This window comes from Nocardia sp. NPDC088792, assembly GCF_044750615.1.
GTDB lineage: Bacteria > Actinomycetota > Actinomycetes > Mycobacteriales > Mycobacteriaceae > Nocardia.
Genome location: NZ_JBIVKC010000003.1, coordinates 878,044 through 897,008 on the forward strand (window position 1 = coordinate 878,044; position 18,965 = coordinate 897,008).

Consider the following 18,965-nt stretch of genomic DNA (forward strand, 5'->3'; position numbering starts at 1 on the left):
TGATTTTACCCGGAGGCCGAGATACGGGACCCGTTTCGCCGCTTCGGCTTCACCACGGCACCCGGCCCGCATCGTTGAAATAGCCGCCGGTCGGGCCGCCGTCTTCGAGGGTGGCGAGCCGGACAGCTACGCGTGCGCCATCGGCGGCGGTTCGGGTGATCCCGGGGATGCCGGTTGTGAAGTCCGTCGCGCAGGAACCGGGGTCGGCGGCATTCACCAGGATGCCATCCGAGGCAAGATGTTTCGCGTATTGGACGGTCACGTGGTTGAGCGCGGACTTCGACGGCGGATAGCCCAGATACGCTGGTAGTCCGGCGAAATAGTCGTGCGGGTCGGTCATGCGGGCCATCGATCCGAGCCCCGAGCTGACGTTGACGATGCGCGCGCGACGGGAGCGCCGCAGCAGCGGCACCATGGCCTCGGTGACGGCGACGGCGCCGAAGACGTTGGTGGCGAACACCGCCCGCAGCGTGTCGAGAACGGTCGATCCAGGAACCTGACTTGCTCGGGGACCGGCGATGCCGGCGTTGTTCACCAGCACGTCCAAGCGGCCGTATGCCGTCTCGATCCAGGCTGCGACCGCGACCGGATCATCGGGGTCGGTGACATCCAGCCGGACGGCGTGCGCGTCGATTCCCGTGGCGCGCAGCCGCGCTGCAGACTCCTCGCCTTGCTCGAGGTCGCGGCAGCCGAGCGCTACCGTCATGCCCATACGCCCCAATTCGGCGGCGATCGCATAGCCGATCCCTCGATTGCCGCCGGTGACGAGTGCGATCGAATCCCGTTCTGTCTCCATGCACTCCAGCTCAACACCGTGGCCCCACCGCGGCCAGGACCGAGTTGTTCTGGATCGATACCGTGGAGTAATGGATCTGCTCGAGACCCGCGATCTGGTCTACTTCGTGGCCGTCGCCGAGGAACTGCATTTCGGGCGCGCGGCGGAGCGGATCGGCATCGCCCAGCCGGCGCTGTCACGCGCGATCGCGCGACTGGAGCGACGACTCGGAGTGACCCTGCTGAACCGCACCAGCCGCAGCGTCCAGCTCACCGAGCCCGGAAAGGTGTTGCTGCGCGAGGGAATTCGCGCCCTGGATGCGGTCGCCGGCGCGGCCCGTCACACGCGTCGTGCGGTCGAGGGCGCTCATCTGGTGCTCGCCATGAAGGCCGGCACCGATGACGGTTTGATCGATCGAATCATGAACGACTTCGCTTCCGATCCGGAGGCGGCACCGGTCGAGATCGTCCACAGCGTCGACGAACGAACGGTCATGCTCCGCGACGGCCGCGCCGACCTGGCCCTGCTGCACCGGCCGAACAACGACCTCAGCGGTCTGCGCACGCTCGACCTCCAGGTACACAGTCAAATCGCGGTTCTCGCACCCGGCCACCCACTCGCGTTCCGCCACACGCTCTCCACGTCCGACCTGAGCGGCGAACCGATCGCCCGATGGCCCGAAACAGCTCCCGGACCGGGCGTCGAGAACCGTCCGCTGGTCCGCGACAGCGGCGAACTCACGCACCTCGTCACCACGCATCGCGCGGTGGCCCTGTTGCCCGATTCCGCGGTGGGACAGATCCCGCGCAGCTTGCCCTGCATCCCGATCGTCGATGCCGAACCGATCGTCTCGGTCCTGGCCTGGCTCCCGGATACCGAATCTCCCGCGCTGTCCGCGTTTCTGCGGCACGGCCGGGCGCTCGCGGCACGTCTCGAAACCGTTGCCGTCAGCGGTCGAGTGCAATAAAGTACTCCTACATAATGAATGAGGTACATAAATCTCCGGCCCGGAGCATCCGTGGCACGGACGGACTTCTCTACGACCCCGGTACGCGTCAATCGATGCAAATGCTGGCCGCCGACAACGGGATCGACGCTCTCGAGGCGGCCGCGGCCCTGCGGTCGGCCTGGCAAGCCGTCGATCGGCTCCGTTCCCGAGGTGCGGGCGGGCGGGGACTGAGCACCGGCGCCTTGGATGTACTCGGCAGGCTCGGCACCGCCGAACACGAGCTGAGCATCGGCGAGCTGGCCCGGGTGTGTGGCGTGAGTTCACGCAATGTCACCGGACTCGTCGACACGCTCGAGCGCAACGAACTCGTGCGCCGTGTCCCGGATCCATACGATCGCCGCAGCGTGCGGGTGGCGATCACCGACGCGGGACGGGAATGGCTCGATTCCTTCCGGCAACCGACCGATAGAGCAATGTCGGCCATCTTCGCCGGGTTCGGCGCGGACGAGCTCGCGCAGCTCCGTCATCTATGTCTTCGAGTGGTCGAGAACCAGCACCGGATCGAGCAGTACCTCGCCGCCGACGACACGAACCCGCTTTCGTGAGCACGTGGAAAACACAATGACCGCAACCGATTCCGCGGCCCGCCAGGCCGTGCAGACCTATCACCGAGCCTGCCTCCGCGCCGATATCACCACCGCCGCCGACATCGGCGCGCACTGACCGGCTGGGCGGTATTGGCTGGACGACCGACCGGCCCGTAGCCTGTGTCGCATGGCCCTCGACCACGGTGATCCCGGCGATGCTCCCTCGGCTCCGCTGCCGCTGACAGCGATTCTGAACGACGCCCGGCCCAGCGCGGCCGAAGAGGCGAGAACAATTGTCGCGGCGACGAATACGGCAACCCTGGCGACCCTGACCGATGACGGGGCGCCATGGGCGTCCTTCGTCACCTACGGGCTGCTCGACGGGCAGCCCGTGCTGTGCGTGTCACGGCTGGCCGAGCACGGGCGGAATCTGGCGGGCGATGCACGAGCCAGCCTGGCCGTGGTGTCGCCCGACCTGCCGGACGATCCGCTGGCAGGCGCGCGGGTCACGTTGGCGGGCAGGGCCGAAAAGCCCGAGGGCGATGAGGCCGCCGCCGCGCGCGAGGCGTACATGGCGGCCGTGCCCGCGGCCAAGTACTACATCGATTTCAGTGACTTCACGCTGTGGGTGGTGCGGGTGGAGCGCGTCCGCTGGGTCGGCGGATACGGGCGGATGGATTCCGCGAGCGCCGAGGACTATGCCGCGGCGGCAGCGGATCCGATTGTGCCGCTGGCCGGTCGGGCCGTCACCCACCTCAATGACGATCACGCCGATGCGCTGCTCGCGATGGTCCAGGCCCGGGGTGGATTCCCGGACGCAACCGCGGCCACCTGCGAGCGTGCCGATCGGTACGGACTGGATCTGCGGGTCACGACGCCGCGCGGTGTGGCCGTGACCCGGGTCGGATATCTGAAGCCGCTCGACGAAGTCGGTGAATTGCGTGCGGCGACGGTCGAACTCACTCGTCTTTCGCGCGCGGAAGCACCGGACGGTCGGTAGCGAAAACCCCGGTTGAGCTTGCCCGATGTCAATCCGGGTGAGCACCACCGTCCAGCCGTTTCACCGTTCGACCCTTCCCCGCGGGTTTGGTGCCCGCCGCAGCGGGCAGGTGACTGCTGTCGCGCCGTGGCAATGTCGCCGTCCGGCGCGCACCACCGCTGTCAGAAGGGATCGAGACGATGGCGGTCCTTACCACGCTCGTGCTCACCGTGGCCGCTGCGGCATTGGTCCCGGCCATGGCCGGGACCGGATACCGGAACCCGGAATACCCGCAACCCGGATGGGGACTGCCCAGCGGTTGCATCATGCTGTGCGATCCGGGACCCGGCTCGACCATCCTGCCGCCCGATCAGCCACTGCCGGGCTGCATCATGCTGTGTGACGACCGGTCCGGGTGGATGATGCGCGGCAGCTAGGGCTCCGGGAGCGGAGGCAATTCGAGGTTCTCGCGGAAGGTGGCGCCGACATAGTCGGTGCCGACGATTCCGCGTCGGCGCAGCTCCGGGAGCAGACCGTTCAGCACGAAGTCCCGGGTCCGCGGATCCGCGAGACCACCGAGGCTGATGACGTCGAGGACGCCCGCGTCGTAGCGTTCGGCGATGGCGTCCGCAAGCTGGTCGGGAGTTCCGGCCGGCGCCCAGTGGCCGGTGTCCTTGGCTGCGATGATGAGCTCCCGCAGCGTTTTTCCCGAACGCGCGAAGGCGGTGAAGATATCGACGCGGCCGCGGCGGCGCTGGACCGATTGCACGTCGGGTAGCAGGTGGTCGGGAATCGGCCGGTCCAGCGGCAATTCGGTCAGATCGATTCCGCCGCCGAACATGTCGGCGAGCGCGAGCCGGCCGGCCTCGAAATCGGTGGCCTCTTCCCGTTCACGCACCAGGCGCCGCACTTCGGCTTCGGATGCGCCGTAGGTCGCATGGAAGGAGCTCATGATGAGAGGCAGCTCCTGCGCGCGACCCAATTCCACTGCGCGGGAGCGGATCTGCTTCGTATAGGTGACCGCATCCTCCAGCGTCGGCAGCGAGGTGAAGACAACCTCGGCGAATCGCGCACCGAGCTCGATCCCCGCCGCCGACTGGCCCGCCTGGAATTGCACCGGCCGCCGCTGCGGCAATGGCGGAATGTTCAAAGGCCCACGCACCGTGAAGTATTCACCCGCATGGTCGATCGGCCGGACGAGTGACGCATCGAGTACGGCCCCGCCGCGCCCGTCCGGCGTCAGCGCCCCCGATCCCCAGCTGTCGAACAGCGCGTTGATCACCTCGATCGACTCCGTCGCCCGCGCATAGCGTTCCTCGGGACCGGGCAGGTCTCCGGCGCCGTAGTTCTCCTCGCCCACCGAGGAGGTGACCGCGTTCCAGGCCGCGCGCCCATTGCTGACGTGATCCAGCGTCCCGAACAGCCGCGCCAGATTGAACGGATGGTGATAGGTGGTCGTCACCGTGGCGATCAACCCGACGTGGCTGGTCACGGAACTCAATGCCGATACGACAATCAGTGGTTCCTGCGCGCCGATGGCCCCCTGCGCCCCGAAACTGAGCAGGTCGGCCGCGAACAACGCATCGAACTTGTTGGCCTCGGCGAGCTTGGCGATCTCGACCACCGACGCCAACGTCGACCGTCCCGGATCCACCGCCGCCGCGTAGACGTCCGCCGAACCACTGACTCCCGTAACCGTTTTCAACGGCCGCCGCCGCACGCTGCCCACCCGATCGACGCTAGGCCCGCGACCGCGTGACGGCGATGGTTACTGTCGCCGTGAACGAAACTCCCACACGCCCAATGCGGTCGATTCCGGTAGCCCCGGCAGCGAGACCGGCAAGATGCCGGACAGTGGCGCATCACCGCTGATGACATCCGACCCGAGCGACTCCGGAGGCGGAGTCAGCCAGGCCCGGACGTGGCCGGATTTCGTGTGCACCAAGGCGGTGGGACGGTCGGCAGCGACAGCACCCAGCACGTCGACGGCGAGCAGGTCGGCCGGGCCGGGGAGGTGGTCCGGCAGTTCCTGGCAGATGCCGTGCAGGTAGAGCCGGTCGTCCGAGCGAGCCGCTCGGAAGGCGTAGCGCAGCTTCATCATTCGGCTGTCGGGGCGGCGCATGAGCCATTCACCGGTCCCCGCGTGATCGGGTTCGGCGGTATCCACAGAGGTGAGAACCTCGGCCGTGTCACGCAGGTCGGTGAGCGTCGACAGCAGATCGGTGAGAGTGGGGTCCGTACCGGGCGGGAAGCCGTAGAAGTCGGCGCTGCCCGGGTGCGAGACCGTGCGCGGGCGCCCGGGGTCGGTGATGTCCCAGGACCAGCCCAGGGCCCGCGGGGGCGCCGGTGGATTCTCGTCTCGGCTGCCCAGCCAGACCATGACCGCATGCACCTGCCGGCCGGGGCCGAGGATGGGACGCGCATAGGCCAGGCGGGTGCCGGGGGTGAGGTCGACGAGTGATTGGGAATCCTTGAGATTGTCGACGACCACACCCACCAGTTTCTGGACCATGGTCAGCGAGCTGCCTCGGAAAACGTTGCTCAGGGGCCGCCATTTGCGGACCCGCGATCCGGCGGCAACCACTGTCGGGGAGTCCGACAGGGTCTCGATGACCAACCATTCACCGTCACTCACCGCGATACCGCCCGCCACCCATGGTTGGCGATGGTAACGAACAAGTGCGGAGTCCGCAGTCCAGGGATTCTCCGGCAAACTCAACCGCGCTCCCCGCGGGCCGCTGCCACCGGGTCCGGCGAGGACGTTGCGGCCGCACCCAGCCAGAAGGTCAGCGCAGCAGTGAATCCCGGGTCGGGTGCACCGTCGGGGCCGGCTATGCGGTCTCCGGACCAGGCCACATAGCCGTCGGGGCGGATCAGCACCGCCGCTGGAATGTCGTCCGGAAGCTGCTGTACCGCAACGATATCCACCAGCGGGTGGGAAATACGGCCGGCACTCGCGTCGGTCAGCAGCAGCACCGCCCGCCCGCGTTGCAGCAGATCGGTGACCGCACGCGGCCCCTGTCCCGCGACTTCCACGGTGATGTTCGGGAAGAACTCCCCCGCCCACTCGCCGTCGCCGGGCGCGCTCGGGTAGCTCACCGCATGGCCGTTGACCGTATCGGCCAGCCGGTCGTGCGCATCGGGGTTGCTGAGCATTTCCCTGATGAACGCGCGCAGTGGGTCGTGCTCGGTGCGCGGGTTCATCAGCATGGCCTGCACCCGGGTGTTCTCGATGACGCGCGCGGCCACCGGCTGCCGCTCGGTCGAATAGCTGTCCAGCACAGCGGAATCGGCATTGTTGCGCAGTACCGAGACCAGCTTCCAGCCGAGGTTCACCGCATCCTGCAACCCGGTATTGAGACCCTGTCCACCCAGCGGATAGTGCACGTGCGCGGCGTCACCGGCGACGAACAGCCGCCCGTCGCGGTACTGGGTGATCAGGCGGCTGTAGTCGCTGAATCGGCTGGTGTATTCCAGATCCTCCAGGTCGACGCGCCGGCCGGTGATCCGTTCGACGGTGTCGGAGAATTCGTCCGCGGTAATGGGTCGATGCCGATCGGGATCGGGCCCGTCGAATTCGAAGGTGATGATGCGGCTGGACCCGAATCTGTTGAGGTTCAACAGCGTCCAGCCGCGCGGGGTGGGCTGCCAGCCCGGTCGCAGTTGCTCCGGATGCGGCAGTCGCGCCATGCCGAGCATGGCGCGCAGTGTCGGCGGATACTCCACGGTGGGAAAGTCCCCGGATTCGCGCACGATACTGCGCGGCCCGTCGCAGCCGACGCCGTATTCGGCTGTGAGCGTGTAGTTTTCCGAGCCGTCATCGACCGACACCGTGACGCCCGACTCGTCCTGTTCGACCGCGGTGACGGTGTGACCGCGCCGGATCACCGCGCCCAGCCCCGCCGCCCGTTCGCCGAGCGCCCGCTCGAGATCGGCCTGTGCCAGGCCGATCATCACCGGCCCCTCGATCGCCCGGGCGCGCAGGGTGAGCCAGGGATAACCGGCGAATTGGAAAGGCTCCCGCACGATGTCGCGGTGATGGGCATCCACGCGCGGGAAGCGCAGGATGCCGCGCCGCGCCAGCGTCTGGATGGCGCGTGCGTGATAGGTGCCCGCCTTGGGCTGATCGGTAACCTCGGTGCGGCTTTCCAGCACCACCACCGAAATGCCGTGCAGCGCCAGTTCTCCCGCCACCAGCATTCCGACCGGCCCGCCGCCGACCACCACGACCTCGCAACGCTCCGTCATCCCGCTCTCCTCTCCGCCGGTCACGCCCGTCACCTTGATTCCATGATTCACCGCAGGCGTACCGGGAGGGCCGCCGGTCGCCGCAATCCGATCCCGAAATCCCAGGGCACCGCACCGGATTCGATGGCGAGTTCCGCATCGGGATAGCGGGTGAACAGGAGTGTCAGGATGGTGATCAATTCCAGTTGTGCCAGGGCCGAACCCATGCAGCGGTGCATGCCGTACCCGTACTGCAGATGCTGCCGTGCGGGGCGATCGAGGTCGATGACCAGCGGGTCGTCGAATACCTCCGGGTCCCGGTTGGCGCCGTTCACCCACGGATAGACGATGCTGCCGGTGGGCAGCGTGCCCGCGGCTGTTTCGAGCGGATTGGTCAGCAGCCGCGGGAATGCGCCGGGGGTGCCCAGCGGCATGAGCCGCAGGATCTCGTCCACCAGCTTCGGGACGTACCGTGCGGGATCACCGGCGACCTGCCGGTAGAGCGCCGGATGCGCGAGTGCCGCATAGGTGGTTTTGGCGAGCATGGTGGCGACATTGTTGTCGCCGCCGAGCACGATGCCCATGACCGTGCCCTGCAACAACGGGATATCCACGGCGGCGAATTCGGGTTCGGCCGCACGCCGTTTGTAGACGGCCAGCAGGCCGGTGTCGTCGTGCAGGCTGTCGTCGGCGAGCAGCCGGCCGACCCAGCCCCACAACTGGATCCACGCGGCTTCGATGCCCGCGATATTGTCGCGGTCGGCGTACTGGACGATGCGGCCCTGCTCGTTCATCCACTCCGCGTGCTCGAGGGGAACTCCGAGCAGTTTCAGCGCGGTCTGCGCCGGCACGAGGCGGAACACATCGCGGACCAGATCCGGCTGCACGGCACTGTCGAGGCGATCGAAGGCCGCGCCGGTGAGCGCTGAAACGGCCGGTTCCCAGTCGGCCAGTGCGCGAGCACTGAATTCGTGGGAGACGAACCGCCGCACCACCCCGTGTACCGGCGCATCGAGGTTGATCAGCACCTCGGGCGCCCAGTTCGTGGGCATGAAACTTGGCCCGCCGTCGACATTGCACAGCTCGCGGCTGGAGGTGGAGTCCAGCAGCAGCGCACGGACATCCGCATACGAGCTGAGGCAGACCGCCGTGTGCCCGCTGGGCAGTTCGATCCGATCGAAGCCGTCGGATTGCGCCGGCAGCCATCGCACGAACGGTTCGGGCGTGTCCAGATGCGGGATATCGGTGACGCTGACTCGGGTGGAGGGAATGCTGAGAGTCATTGCGGTTCCTCGGTTTCGGGCCGCAGCAGCACCGCGACCAGCAGAACGAAAAGAATCGAGACGGCGGCCAGTACCCACAGGACGGGGTGGATCGCACCGTTGTAGGCGTGTGCCAGCACGGACTTGTCCACCGCGGCGTCCACGGTCGACAGATCGCCCGCCGCCGTGGCCACGGCGGCCTGATCGACGACATGCTTGCTCAGCGAGGCCGGCAGCAGGTCGTGCACGCGCCCGCTCACCACGGTCGCCAGCACCGATCCGTAGACGGCCACCACCACGGCCTCGCTGCCCAGACGCACGGTCGAGACGAGCCCGGACACCATGCCCGCCTTGGCCGGCGGCACCGAACCGATGGCCTGCCCGTCGACCAGACCGACACCCAGGCCGAAGCCAGCGCCGAGCAACACCAGCGGGCCGATGATGGACGCGATAGTGCGGTCCACGCCCACCACGGTCAGCCAGGCCGCGCCCGCCACATACAGCGCAACACTGACGGTGAGGATCAGGCGCGGCGAAACACCCTGGTGCGCAAGCCGTCCGGCGAGGATCGGCGAGACGATCACCGGAACGGTCATGATCAGCATGACCGCGCCGACCGTGGTGGTCGACAGGCCCCACACCACCGTCAGGAACGTCGGGAAGTAGGTCAGCAGCGCGACGAAGCCGACGGCGCCGGCCACCGGCACCAGCAGCAGCCCGACCAGCGTCGGATTGCGCAGCAGGGTCAGGTCCAGCAGTGGATTGGCCGTACGCCGTTGTGCCAGTGCGAATCCCGCCAGCACCAGCACACCCAGGGCGAGCAATGCGAGGGTGCCCACCCCGCCCCAGCCCCAGGTGTTCGACTGCACGATGCCCGCGATCACCAATGCCAGACCGGACGCGAACAGTGCCGCGCCGCGATAGTCGATGGGCGGCCGCTCGGCATGCGCCACATCGCGCACCCCGCTGAACACCGCCAGCCCGAAGGCGATCAGGATCAGCACCGCATTCACCACGAACATGCCCGGCCACCCGACCACGCCGATCGCCGCGGCGGAGATCGACGGGCCGAAACCCAGCCCGACCCCGGCAATGGTGCCGAACAGGGCGAATACCCGAGTCCGCTGCGCCCCTTCGAATTTCGACGACAGCAGCGCACCACCGCACGCGAAGATGGTCGCCGCACCGACACCCGCGAGCGCTCGCGCAATATCGAGCACCACGATGGCCGGGGCCAGCGCACTGGCGACCGAGGCGAGGAAGAACAGCGCCGCACCCACCAGGAAGCCCCGGCGCAGTCCGAGATGGTCGGCGAGAGATCCCGCCACCAGACTGAAGGCCGCGAAGGTGAGGTTGAAGCCGTTCACCACCCACTGCAGGGCGCCGGGCGCACTGCCCAGATCCTCGGCGATCCGCGGGAGGGCGACACCGGTGCCGGAGACACCGGTCGGCACCACCAGCACGGCGACCAGTACCGCGGCCAGCAGCACACCCCGGCGTTCGACGGGAAGCCGTTGCGCGACGCCGTGATCGACAGCAGTCTCGGTCATACCCGCTCCCCTCCGGCTGCCGCCGCTACCGGTTCCACATCGCCGAGCAAGGCGTCGAGATCCGAAATCGCCTGTGCCGCATCGAGGAACCGCACCGCGCGCCACCCCGTCGCGACGGCCGCGGCACAGTTCTCGGCCAGATCATCGACCAGGATGCATTCCTCGGCCGGGACCCCCGCGCGTTCCCGAGCGATCTCGAAGATGCGGGGGTCCGGCTTGCGAACGCCGACGTGGCAGGAGTCCACGATATGGTCGACCGCATCGTCCAGGTCCACCATGCGCCGCCAGCTGGGCTCCCACTCGATCACGTTATTGGTGAGAATGCCGACCTGATGGCCGCGTTCCTGCAACTGGAAGACCAGCTGCCGCACCACCGGATTCACCTCATGCCCAGCGAACCACTGAGCTCCGAAATCGCGCCGGCTGCGGCTCAGATCGATGCCGGGATACTGGCGGCGCAGCGCCGCGTGCATGCGGTCCACCCACTCGGTTTCCGGCAGCAGTGCCAGCTCGATCGGTGCCAGCGGTTCCTCGCCCAAATCGGCGGCGACCTGCGCCATGGCCCATTTCAAATCCGCGGGTGCGATGCCGGTCCTGCGCTCGTACTCCACGAACAAATCCTCGATGGGTGGTGAGAGCACGCCACCGAAGTCCAGATACACCATGCTCATGCGCGCACCCCGAAGATCGGCAGCCGCCCGGTGCGCCGGAATGCCACCAGGCCTTCGGTGATCACCACGTCGTCCTGCAACATCTCGATATTGAATTCCACGGTCCCGTCCTCGGTGGGCGGCAAGGGTTTCGCTCTGGTGCGCGTGGCCAATTCGAGTTCTCCGAAGCGCAGGAAGGTCGCGCGCACCACGGTCGCCACCAGGCGTTGCGGCGAGAGGCCGAACAGTTCCTGCGCCGCCACCACGCCCGTCTGCCGGAAGGCTTCGAAGATCACCGCGCCCGGCAAGTGGTCCAGCGGATGATCGAACAGGCTCGGATGATGCTGATCCACCACGATTTCCGCATCGACCGCGGTGGCGTCGGCGGAAACCTCGCCCACCACCACGTTTTCGAGACTGCGCCGGCCCACCACCTCGGGGGCGACGCGATGCGCGAGCGGATACGGCGTGGACGCGGTCAGATCGAGCTGTGCGCGACCGCGGTCGCGGACCTTGTCCCAGGCCGAGCCCGGCATCCACTGGATGGACATGTCCATGGTGGCCACGCGCACGCCGTCGAGTTGAATCTCGATGGCCAAGGTGATGCCGATGACGATGTCGCCGCGCTTCTTCTCCTCGATGATGTCGGCATCGAGGATTCCGTAGCCGGGATGCAGTCGCACCGACAGACCGTCGAGGTCGGTGATGCGCAGGTTCCCGGTATTGAAGATGAACTTCTGATCCATTCCCGCACCGACATAGCGGTGCGCGATCAGGATCGAGGCCTGCCGTGAGCATTCCAGCAGCAGCAACGGGTCATAGACCGCGGACTCGGCGACGGAATGCTCGCTGTAATAACTGTGCTGACGCGGCAGCTGGACGCCCAACCGGAACCGCGGGTATTTCTCGCAGATGATGTCGGTCAGGAAGACCTCGCTGATCGCCGAGCGATGCACATGCTCGCGAGGTACGACCGTGGAAAAGGATAGTTGTGGCTCGATCACACTGGACATGAATGCTCCGAGGTGTTTTCACGGTGCCGCGGTTGCCATTGGCCACGTTGCCGGGGCAGCAGCGAACACCAGCGGAGAAAGTGACAACCAACCAACGGCCTCGGGCATGGAGGGCAGAAGAAGGGCCGTCCAGCGACTCGCGATCGGTAAACGTCACGCTACCGCACCGGGCGCGACGTTCAAGTTGTGCTCATGTGACGTACAACTCTCGACACTGATTTCCCGGCCGGTGTCGATCCGGTGCCGTCCCGTTCGACCTTGGCATGAGAGGGTCGGACAGCGACCCCCGGACAAGGAGGACAACCATGAAGTACATGCTGATCTGGCGCGCCAGCGACGAGGGTAATGCCGCCATGGCCGACGCGGACTTCGAGAAGGTACTCGCATCCGTCGGGCAGTACAACGACGAGTTGATCCGCGCCGGCGTGCTGATCGCCGCGGAAGGACTCGCACCCGACGAGAGCGTGGTGGTGGACTTCTCCTCGGAGCCGCCCGTGGTCACCGATGGACCTTATGGCGAGACCAAGGAGCTGTTCGGCGGCTTCTACATCCTGAACGTGGCCTCCAAGGAGGAAGCCATCGAATGGGCCAGGCGGGCACCGTCGTTCGGGCCGGGCTTCAAGACCGAGATCCGGCGCGTCACCACCATCGACGAATTCCCGCAGGACAACGAGTGGATTCAGAAGGAACGGGCGTGGCGCGAAGCCACCGGGCAGCTGTGACCCGCTGACGACATGACCGAACCCACCGAGCGCCAGGCCCTCTCGCCCGCGACTGTGCCCGCCGATCGCGAGGTGGTGGCCGCGGTCTGGCGGATCGAATCCGCGCGGATCGTCGGCGCGCTGGCGCGCTATACCGGCGATTTCGCGATGGCCGAGGATCTCGCGCAGGAGGCACTGGCCGAGGCGCTGGTGGGGTGGCCCCGCGATGGTGTGCCGCGCAATCCCGCCGGATGGCTGCTCACGGTGGGGCGGCGGCGGGCCGTGGACGCGTTCCGCCGCCGGGCCATGCGGGATGACCGGTACTCCGCCCTCGCCCGCGATCTGGGCGAGGGCGGAGTCGCCGCCGGAGGCATGCCCGCGGAATCGGCTGGTGCGGAACCACTCTGGGATCCGGACCAGATCGACGACGACACGCTCGCGCTCATGTTCATCTCGTGCCATCCCGTATTGTCGCGGGAGGCACGGATCGCGCTCACGCTGCGGGTGGTGGCGGGTCTGTCCAGCGACGAGATCGCCAAGGCGTTCCTGGTGCCGACGGCCACCGTGCAGGCGCGTATCACCAGGGCGAAGAAAACCCTTGCGGCAGCCCGGATCCCATTCGAGCTGCCGCCGGTCGAGGAACGGGCGCAGCGGCTCGGATCGGTGCTCAGCGCGATCTATGTGATCTTCACCGAGGGCTCCTCGGCCACCTCCGGCGATGACTTGATACGCCTCGATCTCGCGGCCGAGGCGCAGCGGTTGGCGCGCGTGCTGGCACGACTCATGCCCGCGGAGCCGGATGTGCTCGGACTGCTGGCACTGCTCGAACTGACCGCCGCGCGCTTTCCGGCCCGCACCGATTCCCATGGGCGGCCGGTGCTGCTGGAACACCAGAATCGGCTGCGCTGGGATCGGGCCGCCATTCGCCGCGGCCGAGCCGCGCTGGACGGCGCGACCCGGATCGGCCGGGGCCTGGGCGCATACGGCCTGCAGGCCGCGATTGCCGAATGCCATGCCGTCGCGGCATCGGTCGATACGACCGACTGGGACCGCATCGTGCTGCTCTATGAGGCGCTCGGCCGGCTCGCCCCCTCACCCGTCGTCGAACTCAATCGCGCGGTCGCGGTGTCCATGGCCTCGGGTCCGGCGGCCGCGCTCCGCATTGTCGACGAGTTGAGAACCGATGCTGCCCTGTCGAATTCACATCTGCTGCCGAGCGTGCGCGGCGAGCTGCTGACCCGGCTCGGTCGCGTCGCCGAAGCCCGCAGCGAGCTCGAGCTCGCGATTCGGCTGTGCGGCAATCAGAGCGAGCACACGCTGCTCGAAGGCAAACTCGCCAACCTGAACCGATGACAGCCGCTGGTTCCTATCGGTGCAGCGACACTCGATCCAGGTAGCCGTCCAGACCCATGCCCGCCCGGCTCGCACGCCATGCCAGATGTGCGTCCGGCCGCACCAGCATCGGTTCGGGAACGTCGGCGACCAGCGTGATCACTTCCCCGCCCAGCCGCTGCACCGCGGGCGCCGCGCAACCGTCCGGGATGAGCATCGCCCATCGACCGCCGAGCGCGCGGTGCAGCTGAGCCGTTTCACCGTCGGCCAGCCGGCATTTCACGTCGGGCACCCGATCACCGCAGTGCGCGGCCGCGAGATCGGTAGTGATTCCGGTAGGAAGAACCCGCCGGCGCCCGGACGGGGCGAGCGGGCCGCCGCGGTAGGAGACGCCGAGCTGGCTACCGGCCGCCCGCACCCGGCTCTGGATCACGGATTGCCGCGCGAGTGGCAGTGCGACGCGGTCGCGCAAGGTGCGGGTCAGCAAATTGCCGCCCAGCATCATGCGGGTCAGGAGCGTGGTCGCCCCGCCCACCTCGCTGGCGACCGGTCGCCGCTCGGATTCGTAGGTGTCGAGAAGTTGCTCGCCCGCAAGGCCTTTGGCGACGAGTACCAGCTTCCAGGCGAGGTTCTCCGCGTCACCGAGGCCGGTATTCATGCCCTGGCCGCCGAAGGGGCTGTTGATATGGGCGGCATCGCCGGCCAGCAGGAGACGCCCGGATCGGTAGCGGTCGGCGAGGCGACGCTGGATCCGGAATACCGACGACCACTCGACCTCGTCGAATTCCACTGTGCTGCCGAGGAGTTCGGATAGCCGGCGGTGCAGCTCATCCAGAACATCCGTGTCGTCCGAGGACAGGGGTGCGATCAGGCGCCAGAGATTATCGCCGGGCAGCGGGAAGGCGAACATCAGTCCATCACGATGCGCCCACGCATGGGTGCCGTCGTGACCGATCGGCAGGTGCGCGCGGACATCGGCCAGCGCGAACCGCTCGATAATGGCTTCGCCCGGGAAAGCGAATCCGCCGAGTTTGCGGACGGCGCTGTGCGCGCCGTCGCAGCCGATCAGCCAGTCGGCGCGGGTGGGGGTCGCATCGTCGACGGTGACATGCACACCGTCCGCGGACGCCACGGCGCCGGTGAGCGTGACACCCCACTCGACCGTGCCGCCCAGCTTCGAGAGCCGTTGCCGCAGTTGCGCTTCCACTTCGGCCTGGGACACCAGCAGGATCGACTGGTTGCTCCCGGCGACCGGGTTCCGCCCCATCTGCACCGTCACCAGGTCGCGTGCACCGTCATGGAAGGTGAGACCCATCGTCGTGATGCTGCGCTGCGGCAGATCACCGAGGGCGTCCAGCCGGTCCAGCACCTCGGCGCCTCGAGGTTGCACCGCCAAAGCTCGCGAGGTGGTCGCGGGCTCGGCGGCGGCGTCGATGAGCCGGATGTCGATGCCGCGCTGCAACAGTCCGCATGCCAGAGCCAGGCCCGTCGGACCGGCTCCGCAGATGAATACGGTCATCGTTCCCCCTCGGCGATTCGGTGCATATCCGGCCCAGTCTAGGCAGGCGGCACCGGGTTACGGGGTCATCACCGCGGAGATCTGGGCGACCAGCTGCCACGGCCGGTTCGCGTCCGCGATGGCTTTGCCGCTGGTGAGAATCGCCCCGGACAGTCCGCGCGCCGGATCGGCCCAACCGTATTGCGTCGTCAATCCGCTACGGCCGAAATGGGATTCGGTGTGGGCGCCGAATTTCGAGCGGCGCCCGCCGAGCTCGTATCCGGCGATCGACACGCGTCCGGCCGCGCCGGGGATCCATCGCGACGGATGCACCGCGGCCCGCAGCGTCTCGGGCTGCATGATGCGGACGCCGTCCAATTCGCCGCCGCGCGCGAGGATCTCGTAGAAGCGGGACAGCTCGAAGGCGGTCGTGACGAGGTTGCCCGACGGCAGTTCGGCGGTGAGGAACGCGCGTTCGATGTCCGCGGACCTCGGGCCGGAGAATCCGCCGCCGAGCGCCCGGCCCGCCAGATGCTTCCAGACGCGCGATGGTCCCGGACCGATCTTCACACTCGGTACGACCTGATCGACGTCCTCCGGCCGCACCCCGAAGTTGTTCCACCGGAACCCCAGTGGATCGAGCACCTGTTCCTGCAGGTGCTCGCGCATGCGTTTGCCGGTGGCCCGCCGCACCAGCAGCCGCTGGATCAGGCCACTCGTGAGTGCGTGATACACCCGGAACGTGCCCGGCCGCCAGCTCGGGACCAGATCGGCGAGCCCACGCACCGCCAGCTCCTCGTCCAGGACGAGCTCCTGCCCGCGATAGGGCGGGGAGATGAACGGCACGCCCGCCGCATGCGAGAGCACATCGGCGATGGTGATCCGGTCCTTGCCGTGGGCCGCGAACTCCGGAATGTATTCGCACACCCGGTCGCTCAGCGCGAATGCGCCCTGCTCGATGAGCATTGCCATGAGCGCGGCGGAAACGCCCTTGGCGGTGGAGAATCCGCAGAACGGTGATTCGGTGGTGACGAGCCGCTTCTCGGTGCCGGGTCCGTCGGCCGGGGCGTTGCCCCATCCGTAGCCGAGGGCGCGGTTCAGCACGATCCGGCCGTTGCGGCGCAGGCAGATCTGGATGGCGGGGGTGGTGCCCAGGCGATACCAGGCTTGCACCGATTGCCAGATGGCAGCTACTTCGCCGGGGGTCAGGCCCGCGGCGGCGGGCTCGTCTTCGGGGCCGAGCGTCGTGGCGGCGTCCAGGTCCGGATCGATCCGGACCAGCGCAGTCGGGCTTGGGCTCATGCCAACAGGATAGTGAGAGCGCCCGGATTGACTCACAGGAGATTCCCAGCCTCGAGCCAGGGTTCTCACCGGCTCGTTGGTAAGACTCGCCGCGGTGACAGCGACCACAGCCGAGCTGGCCCCGTCCGAGCCGACCACGCCGCCCACCACCGGAACCGCGACCCTGCCACCTGCCCGCCGCTGGGAGCGGCTCGCGCTGGCGGTGCTGTTGATCGGTACCGCAGCCGCCTACCTGTGGAACATCACGGTCAACGGGATGGGCAACAACTTCTACGCCGCCGCGGCCTGGGCCGGATCCGAGAACTGGAAGGCCCTGCTGTTCGGCTCGCTGGACCCGGGCAACTTCATCACCGTCGACAAGCCGCCGCTCTCGCAGTGGGTGATGGGCCTGTCCGGTCAGATCTTCGGATTCAGCAGTGCGAGCATGCTTGCACCGCAGGCAATCATGGCCGTGCTGGCCGTCGCGCTCATGTACGGCGCGGTGACCCGCGCGACCCAGAGCCGCGGCGCCGGCCTGCTGGCGGGTGTGGTGCTGGCCGTGACGCCCGTGGTGGCGCTGATGTTCCGGTTCAACAATCCGGATGCGGCAATGGTGCTGTGCATGACCGCGGCCGCCTACTGCACGATCCGGGCGCTGCCCAAGGCGAGCTGGAAGTGGCTGGCCCTCGCGGGTGTGGCGCTGGGTTTCGCGTTCCTGGCGAAGATGCTCGAGGGCCTGATGTCGCTACCGGCGCTGGGACTGGCGTATCTGATCGTCGCGCCGACCACGCTGCGTAACCGGCTGCTGCACTCGCTGGGTGCGCTGGTGGCGCTGATCGTGTCCTCGGGCTGGTATGTGCTGCTGACCATGCTGTGGCCCGAATCATCGCGGCCGTACCTGGCCGGGTCCAAGGACAACACGTTCATGGATCTGGTGCTCGGCTACAACGGTTTCGCGCGCTACCTCGGCAAGAACCATATGGGTGGCGGTAAGAACGGCAATCCGTTCGGACTGCCCGACGGCTATGAACTGCCGGAGAGCTTCCGCGGCGGTTTCGGCGGTGGGTCCGGCGCGGGTCCGGATCGCTTGTTCACCGGTGAGATCGCGTTCGAGATCTCGTGGCTGCTGCCGGCGGCGCTGGTCGCGTTCCTGCTGGTGCTGATTTCGCGGTGGCGAGCGCCGCGCGCGGACCTGCTGCGTGGGGCGAGTGTCGTGTTCGGCCTGTGGGTCGTGATCGACGGTGTGCTGTTCGCGGAGATGAAGTCCGGCATGCACGCCTACTACACGCTGACCATCGCGCCCGCGATCGCTGGTTCGTTCGCTATCGGCGTGTACGAGCTGTGGCGGCGGCGCGCCGATGTGATCGGGCGCGTGGGCGGCGCGGCGCTCATCCTTGCCGCCGGTATCTGGGGTTTCGTTGTGCTGCAGCGTAATTCCGATTGGCAGCCGTGGTTGCGGTGGACCGAGCTGGCGGTGACCGTGGTCGCGGCGGTCGGGCTGCTGGTGCTGGCGCTGCCGCCGGTCGCGCGCTGGGATCGTTTCCGCAGCCGGGCGACCGCGTTGCTGCTGGCCGTCGGCGTGCTCGCAGGTCTGGCCGGTTCGGCCGCTTATGCGGTGGCCACGTTGCCGGTGTCGCATACGGGTGGCGGTCCGACCGTCGGCCCGAAGATGCCGGAGAAGCCGGGTCCGATGGACATGTTCCGCAAGCAGTTGCAAACCATTTTCGGTGGTGATGTCGACCCGCAGCTGGTCACCCTGTTGCAGGGCACCGACACCCGGTGGTCGGCCGCCATCGACCGCTCCTCCCCCGCCTCCGGCCTGGAATTGGCCAGCCGCACTTCGGTTCTCGCGATCGGCGGTTTCACCTCCGAGGATCCGGTGCCGAGCCTGTCCCAATTCCAGGACTACGTGCGCAACCACCAGATCACCTACTATCTGACCACCCAGGTGCATCTGCCCGACGCGTGGCGTACCGACAAGAAGCCGGCCGAAACCGGCCCCGACGCCCCGAAACCCGATCCCGACCAGGGCATCTGGTACCCGGGCGGCAATGCCGACATCCGCAACTGGGTCCAGGCGCACTACACGCAGACCCGCAAGATCGGCGACATGGTCGTCTACGACCTGACCGCCCCCGCCCACTGACCCGGAGACCGCACC

17 protein-coding genes are annotated in these 18,965 nt (G+C 67.8%); 7 read left to right on the forward strand and 10 right to left on the reverse strand.

The window, feature by feature from the left end; all coding sequences use genetic code 11:
- Positions 1 to 49: 49 nt before the first annotated feature.
- The gene (locus tag ACIP5Y_RS22095; RefSeq protein WP_400352235.1) at positions 50 to 796 is read right to left on the reverse strand and encodes an SDR family oxidoreductase; all 747 of its coding nucleotides are present in this window, start codon (positions 794 to 796) and stop codon (positions 50 to 52) included.
- A gap of 70 nt (positions 797 to 866) precedes the next feature.
- On the opposite strand from ACIP5Y_RS22095, the gene ACIP5Y_RS22100 reads away from it, so the two are divergent.
- The 4 genes from ACIP5Y_RS22100 (at position 867) to ACIP5Y_RS22115 (ending at position 3,727) form a co-directional block, all read left to right on the forward strand.
- Positions 867 to 1,742, forward strand: coding sequence for a LysR family transcriptional regulator (locus ACIP5Y_RS22100; protein ID WP_400352237.1), 876 nt, complete (start codon positions 867 to 869; stop codon positions 1,740 to 1,742).
- A 95-nt stretch (positions 1,743 to 1,837) separates the two neighbouring features.
- Positions 1,838 to 2,329 (forward strand): MarR family winged helix-turn-helix transcriptional regulator, encoded by a 492-nt coding sequence (locus ACIP5Y_RS22105; protein WP_400352239.1) that lies wholly within the window; start codon positions 1,838 to 1,840, stop codon positions 2,327 to 2,329.
- A gap of 169 nt (positions 2,330 to 2,498) precedes the next feature.
- Complete coding sequence (locus ACIP5Y_RS22110; protein WP_400352241.1) at positions 2,499 to 3,311, forward strand: DUF2470 domain-containing protein; 813 nt, start codon at positions 2,499 to 2,501, stop codon at positions 3,309 to 3,311.
- Positions 3,312 to 3,490: 179 nt separating this feature from the next.
- Positions 3,491 to 3,727 carry a hypothetical protein gene (locus ACIP5Y_RS22115; protein ID WP_400352243.1) on the forward strand — a complete coding sequence of 79 codons (237 nt, stop codon included), beginning with the start codon at positions 3,491 to 3,493 and terminating at the stop codon, positions 3,725 to 3,727.
- Here ACIP5Y_RS22115 and ACIP5Y_RS22120 read toward each other — a convergent pair.
- The 7 genes from ACIP5Y_RS22120 to ACIP5Y_RS22150 all read right to left on the reverse strand — a co-directional run bounded on the left by ACIP5Y_RS22120 (position 3,724) and on the right by ACIP5Y_RS22150 (position 11,992).
- The gene (locus ACIP5Y_RS22120) at positions 3,724 to 5,019 is read right to left on the reverse strand and encodes an NtaA/DmoA family FMN-dependent monooxygenase (RefSeq protein ID WP_400352245.1); all 1,296 of its coding nucleotides are present in this window, start codon (positions 5,017 to 5,019) and stop codon (positions 3,724 to 3,726) included. The two genes, ACIP5Y_RS22115 and ACIP5Y_RS22120, sit on opposite strands and share 4 nt — an antisense overlap.
- A 39-nt stretch (positions 5,020 to 5,058) precedes the next feature.
- Complete coding sequence (locus ACIP5Y_RS22125; RefSeq protein ID WP_400352247.1) at positions 5,059 to 5,925, reverse strand: GAF domain-containing protein; 867 nt, start codon at positions 5,923 to 5,925, stop codon at positions 5,059 to 5,061.
- A gap of 80 nt (positions 5,926 to 6,005) precedes the next feature.
- On the reverse strand, positions 6,006 to 7,538 hold the full coding sequence (locus ACIP5Y_RS22130) for an FAD-dependent monooxygenase (RefSeq protein ID WP_400352249.1): 1,533 nt from the start codon (positions 7,536 to 7,538) through the stop codon (positions 6,006 to 6,008).
- Positions 7,539 to 7,585: 47 nt separating this feature from the next.
- Positions 7,586 to 8,800 carry a cytochrome P450 gene (locus ACIP5Y_RS22135; RefSeq protein ID WP_400352251.1) on the reverse strand — a complete coding sequence of 405 codons (1,215 nt, stop codon included), beginning with the start codon at positions 8,798 to 8,800 and terminating at the stop codon, positions 7,586 to 7,588.
- Positions 8,797 to 10,329 carry an MFS transporter gene (locus ACIP5Y_RS22140; RefSeq protein WP_400352253.1) on the reverse strand — a complete coding sequence of 511 codons (1,533 nt, stop codon included), beginning with the start codon at positions 10,327 to 10,329 and terminating at the stop codon, positions 8,797 to 8,799. The genes ACIP5Y_RS22135 and ACIP5Y_RS22140 overlap by 4 nt, the downstream gene beginning before the upstream one ends.
- A complete protein-coding gene (locus tag ACIP5Y_RS22145; protein WP_400352255.1) occupies positions 10,326 to 11,000 on the reverse strand; it encodes an HAD family hydrolase in 675 nt (224 codons plus the stop codon). The genes ACIP5Y_RS22140 and ACIP5Y_RS22145 overlap by 4 nt, the downstream gene beginning before the upstream one ends.
- On the reverse strand, positions 10,997 to 11,992 hold the full coding sequence (locus ACIP5Y_RS22150) for an AfsA-related hotdog domain-containing protein (RefSeq protein ID WP_400352256.1): 996 nt from the start codon (positions 11,990 to 11,992) through the stop codon (positions 10,997 to 10,999). Before ACIP5Y_RS22150 ends, ACIP5Y_RS22145 begins: the two co-directional genes overlap by 4 nt.
- A 305-nt stretch (positions 11,993 to 12,297) precedes the next feature.
- On the opposite strand from ACIP5Y_RS22150, the gene ACIP5Y_RS22155 reads away from it, so the two are divergent.
- Positions 12,298 to 12,714: a YciI family protein gene (locus ACIP5Y_RS22155; protein WP_400352258.1), complete on the forward strand. Its 417-nt coding sequence runs from the start codon at positions 12,298 to 12,300 to the stop codon at positions 12,712 to 12,714.
- A 12-nt stretch (positions 12,715 to 12,726) separates the two neighbouring features.
- Complete coding sequence (locus ACIP5Y_RS22160; RefSeq protein ID WP_400352260.1) at positions 12,727 to 14,046, forward strand: RNA polymerase sigma factor; 1,320 nt, start codon at positions 12,727 to 12,729, stop codon at positions 14,044 to 14,046.
- 13 nt (positions 14,047 to 14,059) lie between these two features.
- Here ACIP5Y_RS22160 and ACIP5Y_RS22165 read toward each other — a convergent pair whose 3' ends face one another.
- The gene (locus tag ACIP5Y_RS22165) at positions 14,060 to 15,544 is read right to left on the reverse strand and encodes an FAD-dependent monooxygenase (protein WP_400352262.1); all 1,485 of its coding nucleotides are present in this window, start codon (positions 15,542 to 15,544) and stop codon (positions 14,060 to 14,062) included.
- Between the two features lie 57 nt (positions 15,545 to 15,601).
- A complete protein-coding gene (locus tag ACIP5Y_RS22170; protein WP_400352264.1) occupies positions 15,602 to 16,825 on the reverse strand; it encodes a serine hydrolase domain-containing protein in 1,224 nt (407 codons plus the stop codon).
- Between the two features lie 94 nt (positions 16,826 to 16,919).
- Between ACIP5Y_RS22170 and ACIP5Y_RS22175 the strand changes: the two genes are divergently transcribed.
- Positions 16,920 to 18,950, forward strand: a complete 2,031-nt coding sequence (locus tag ACIP5Y_RS22175; protein ID WP_400352266.1) for an ArnT family glycosyltransferase — start codon at positions 16,920 to 16,922, stop codon at positions 18,948 to 18,950.
- Positions 18,951 to 18,965: the final 15 nt, after the last annotated feature.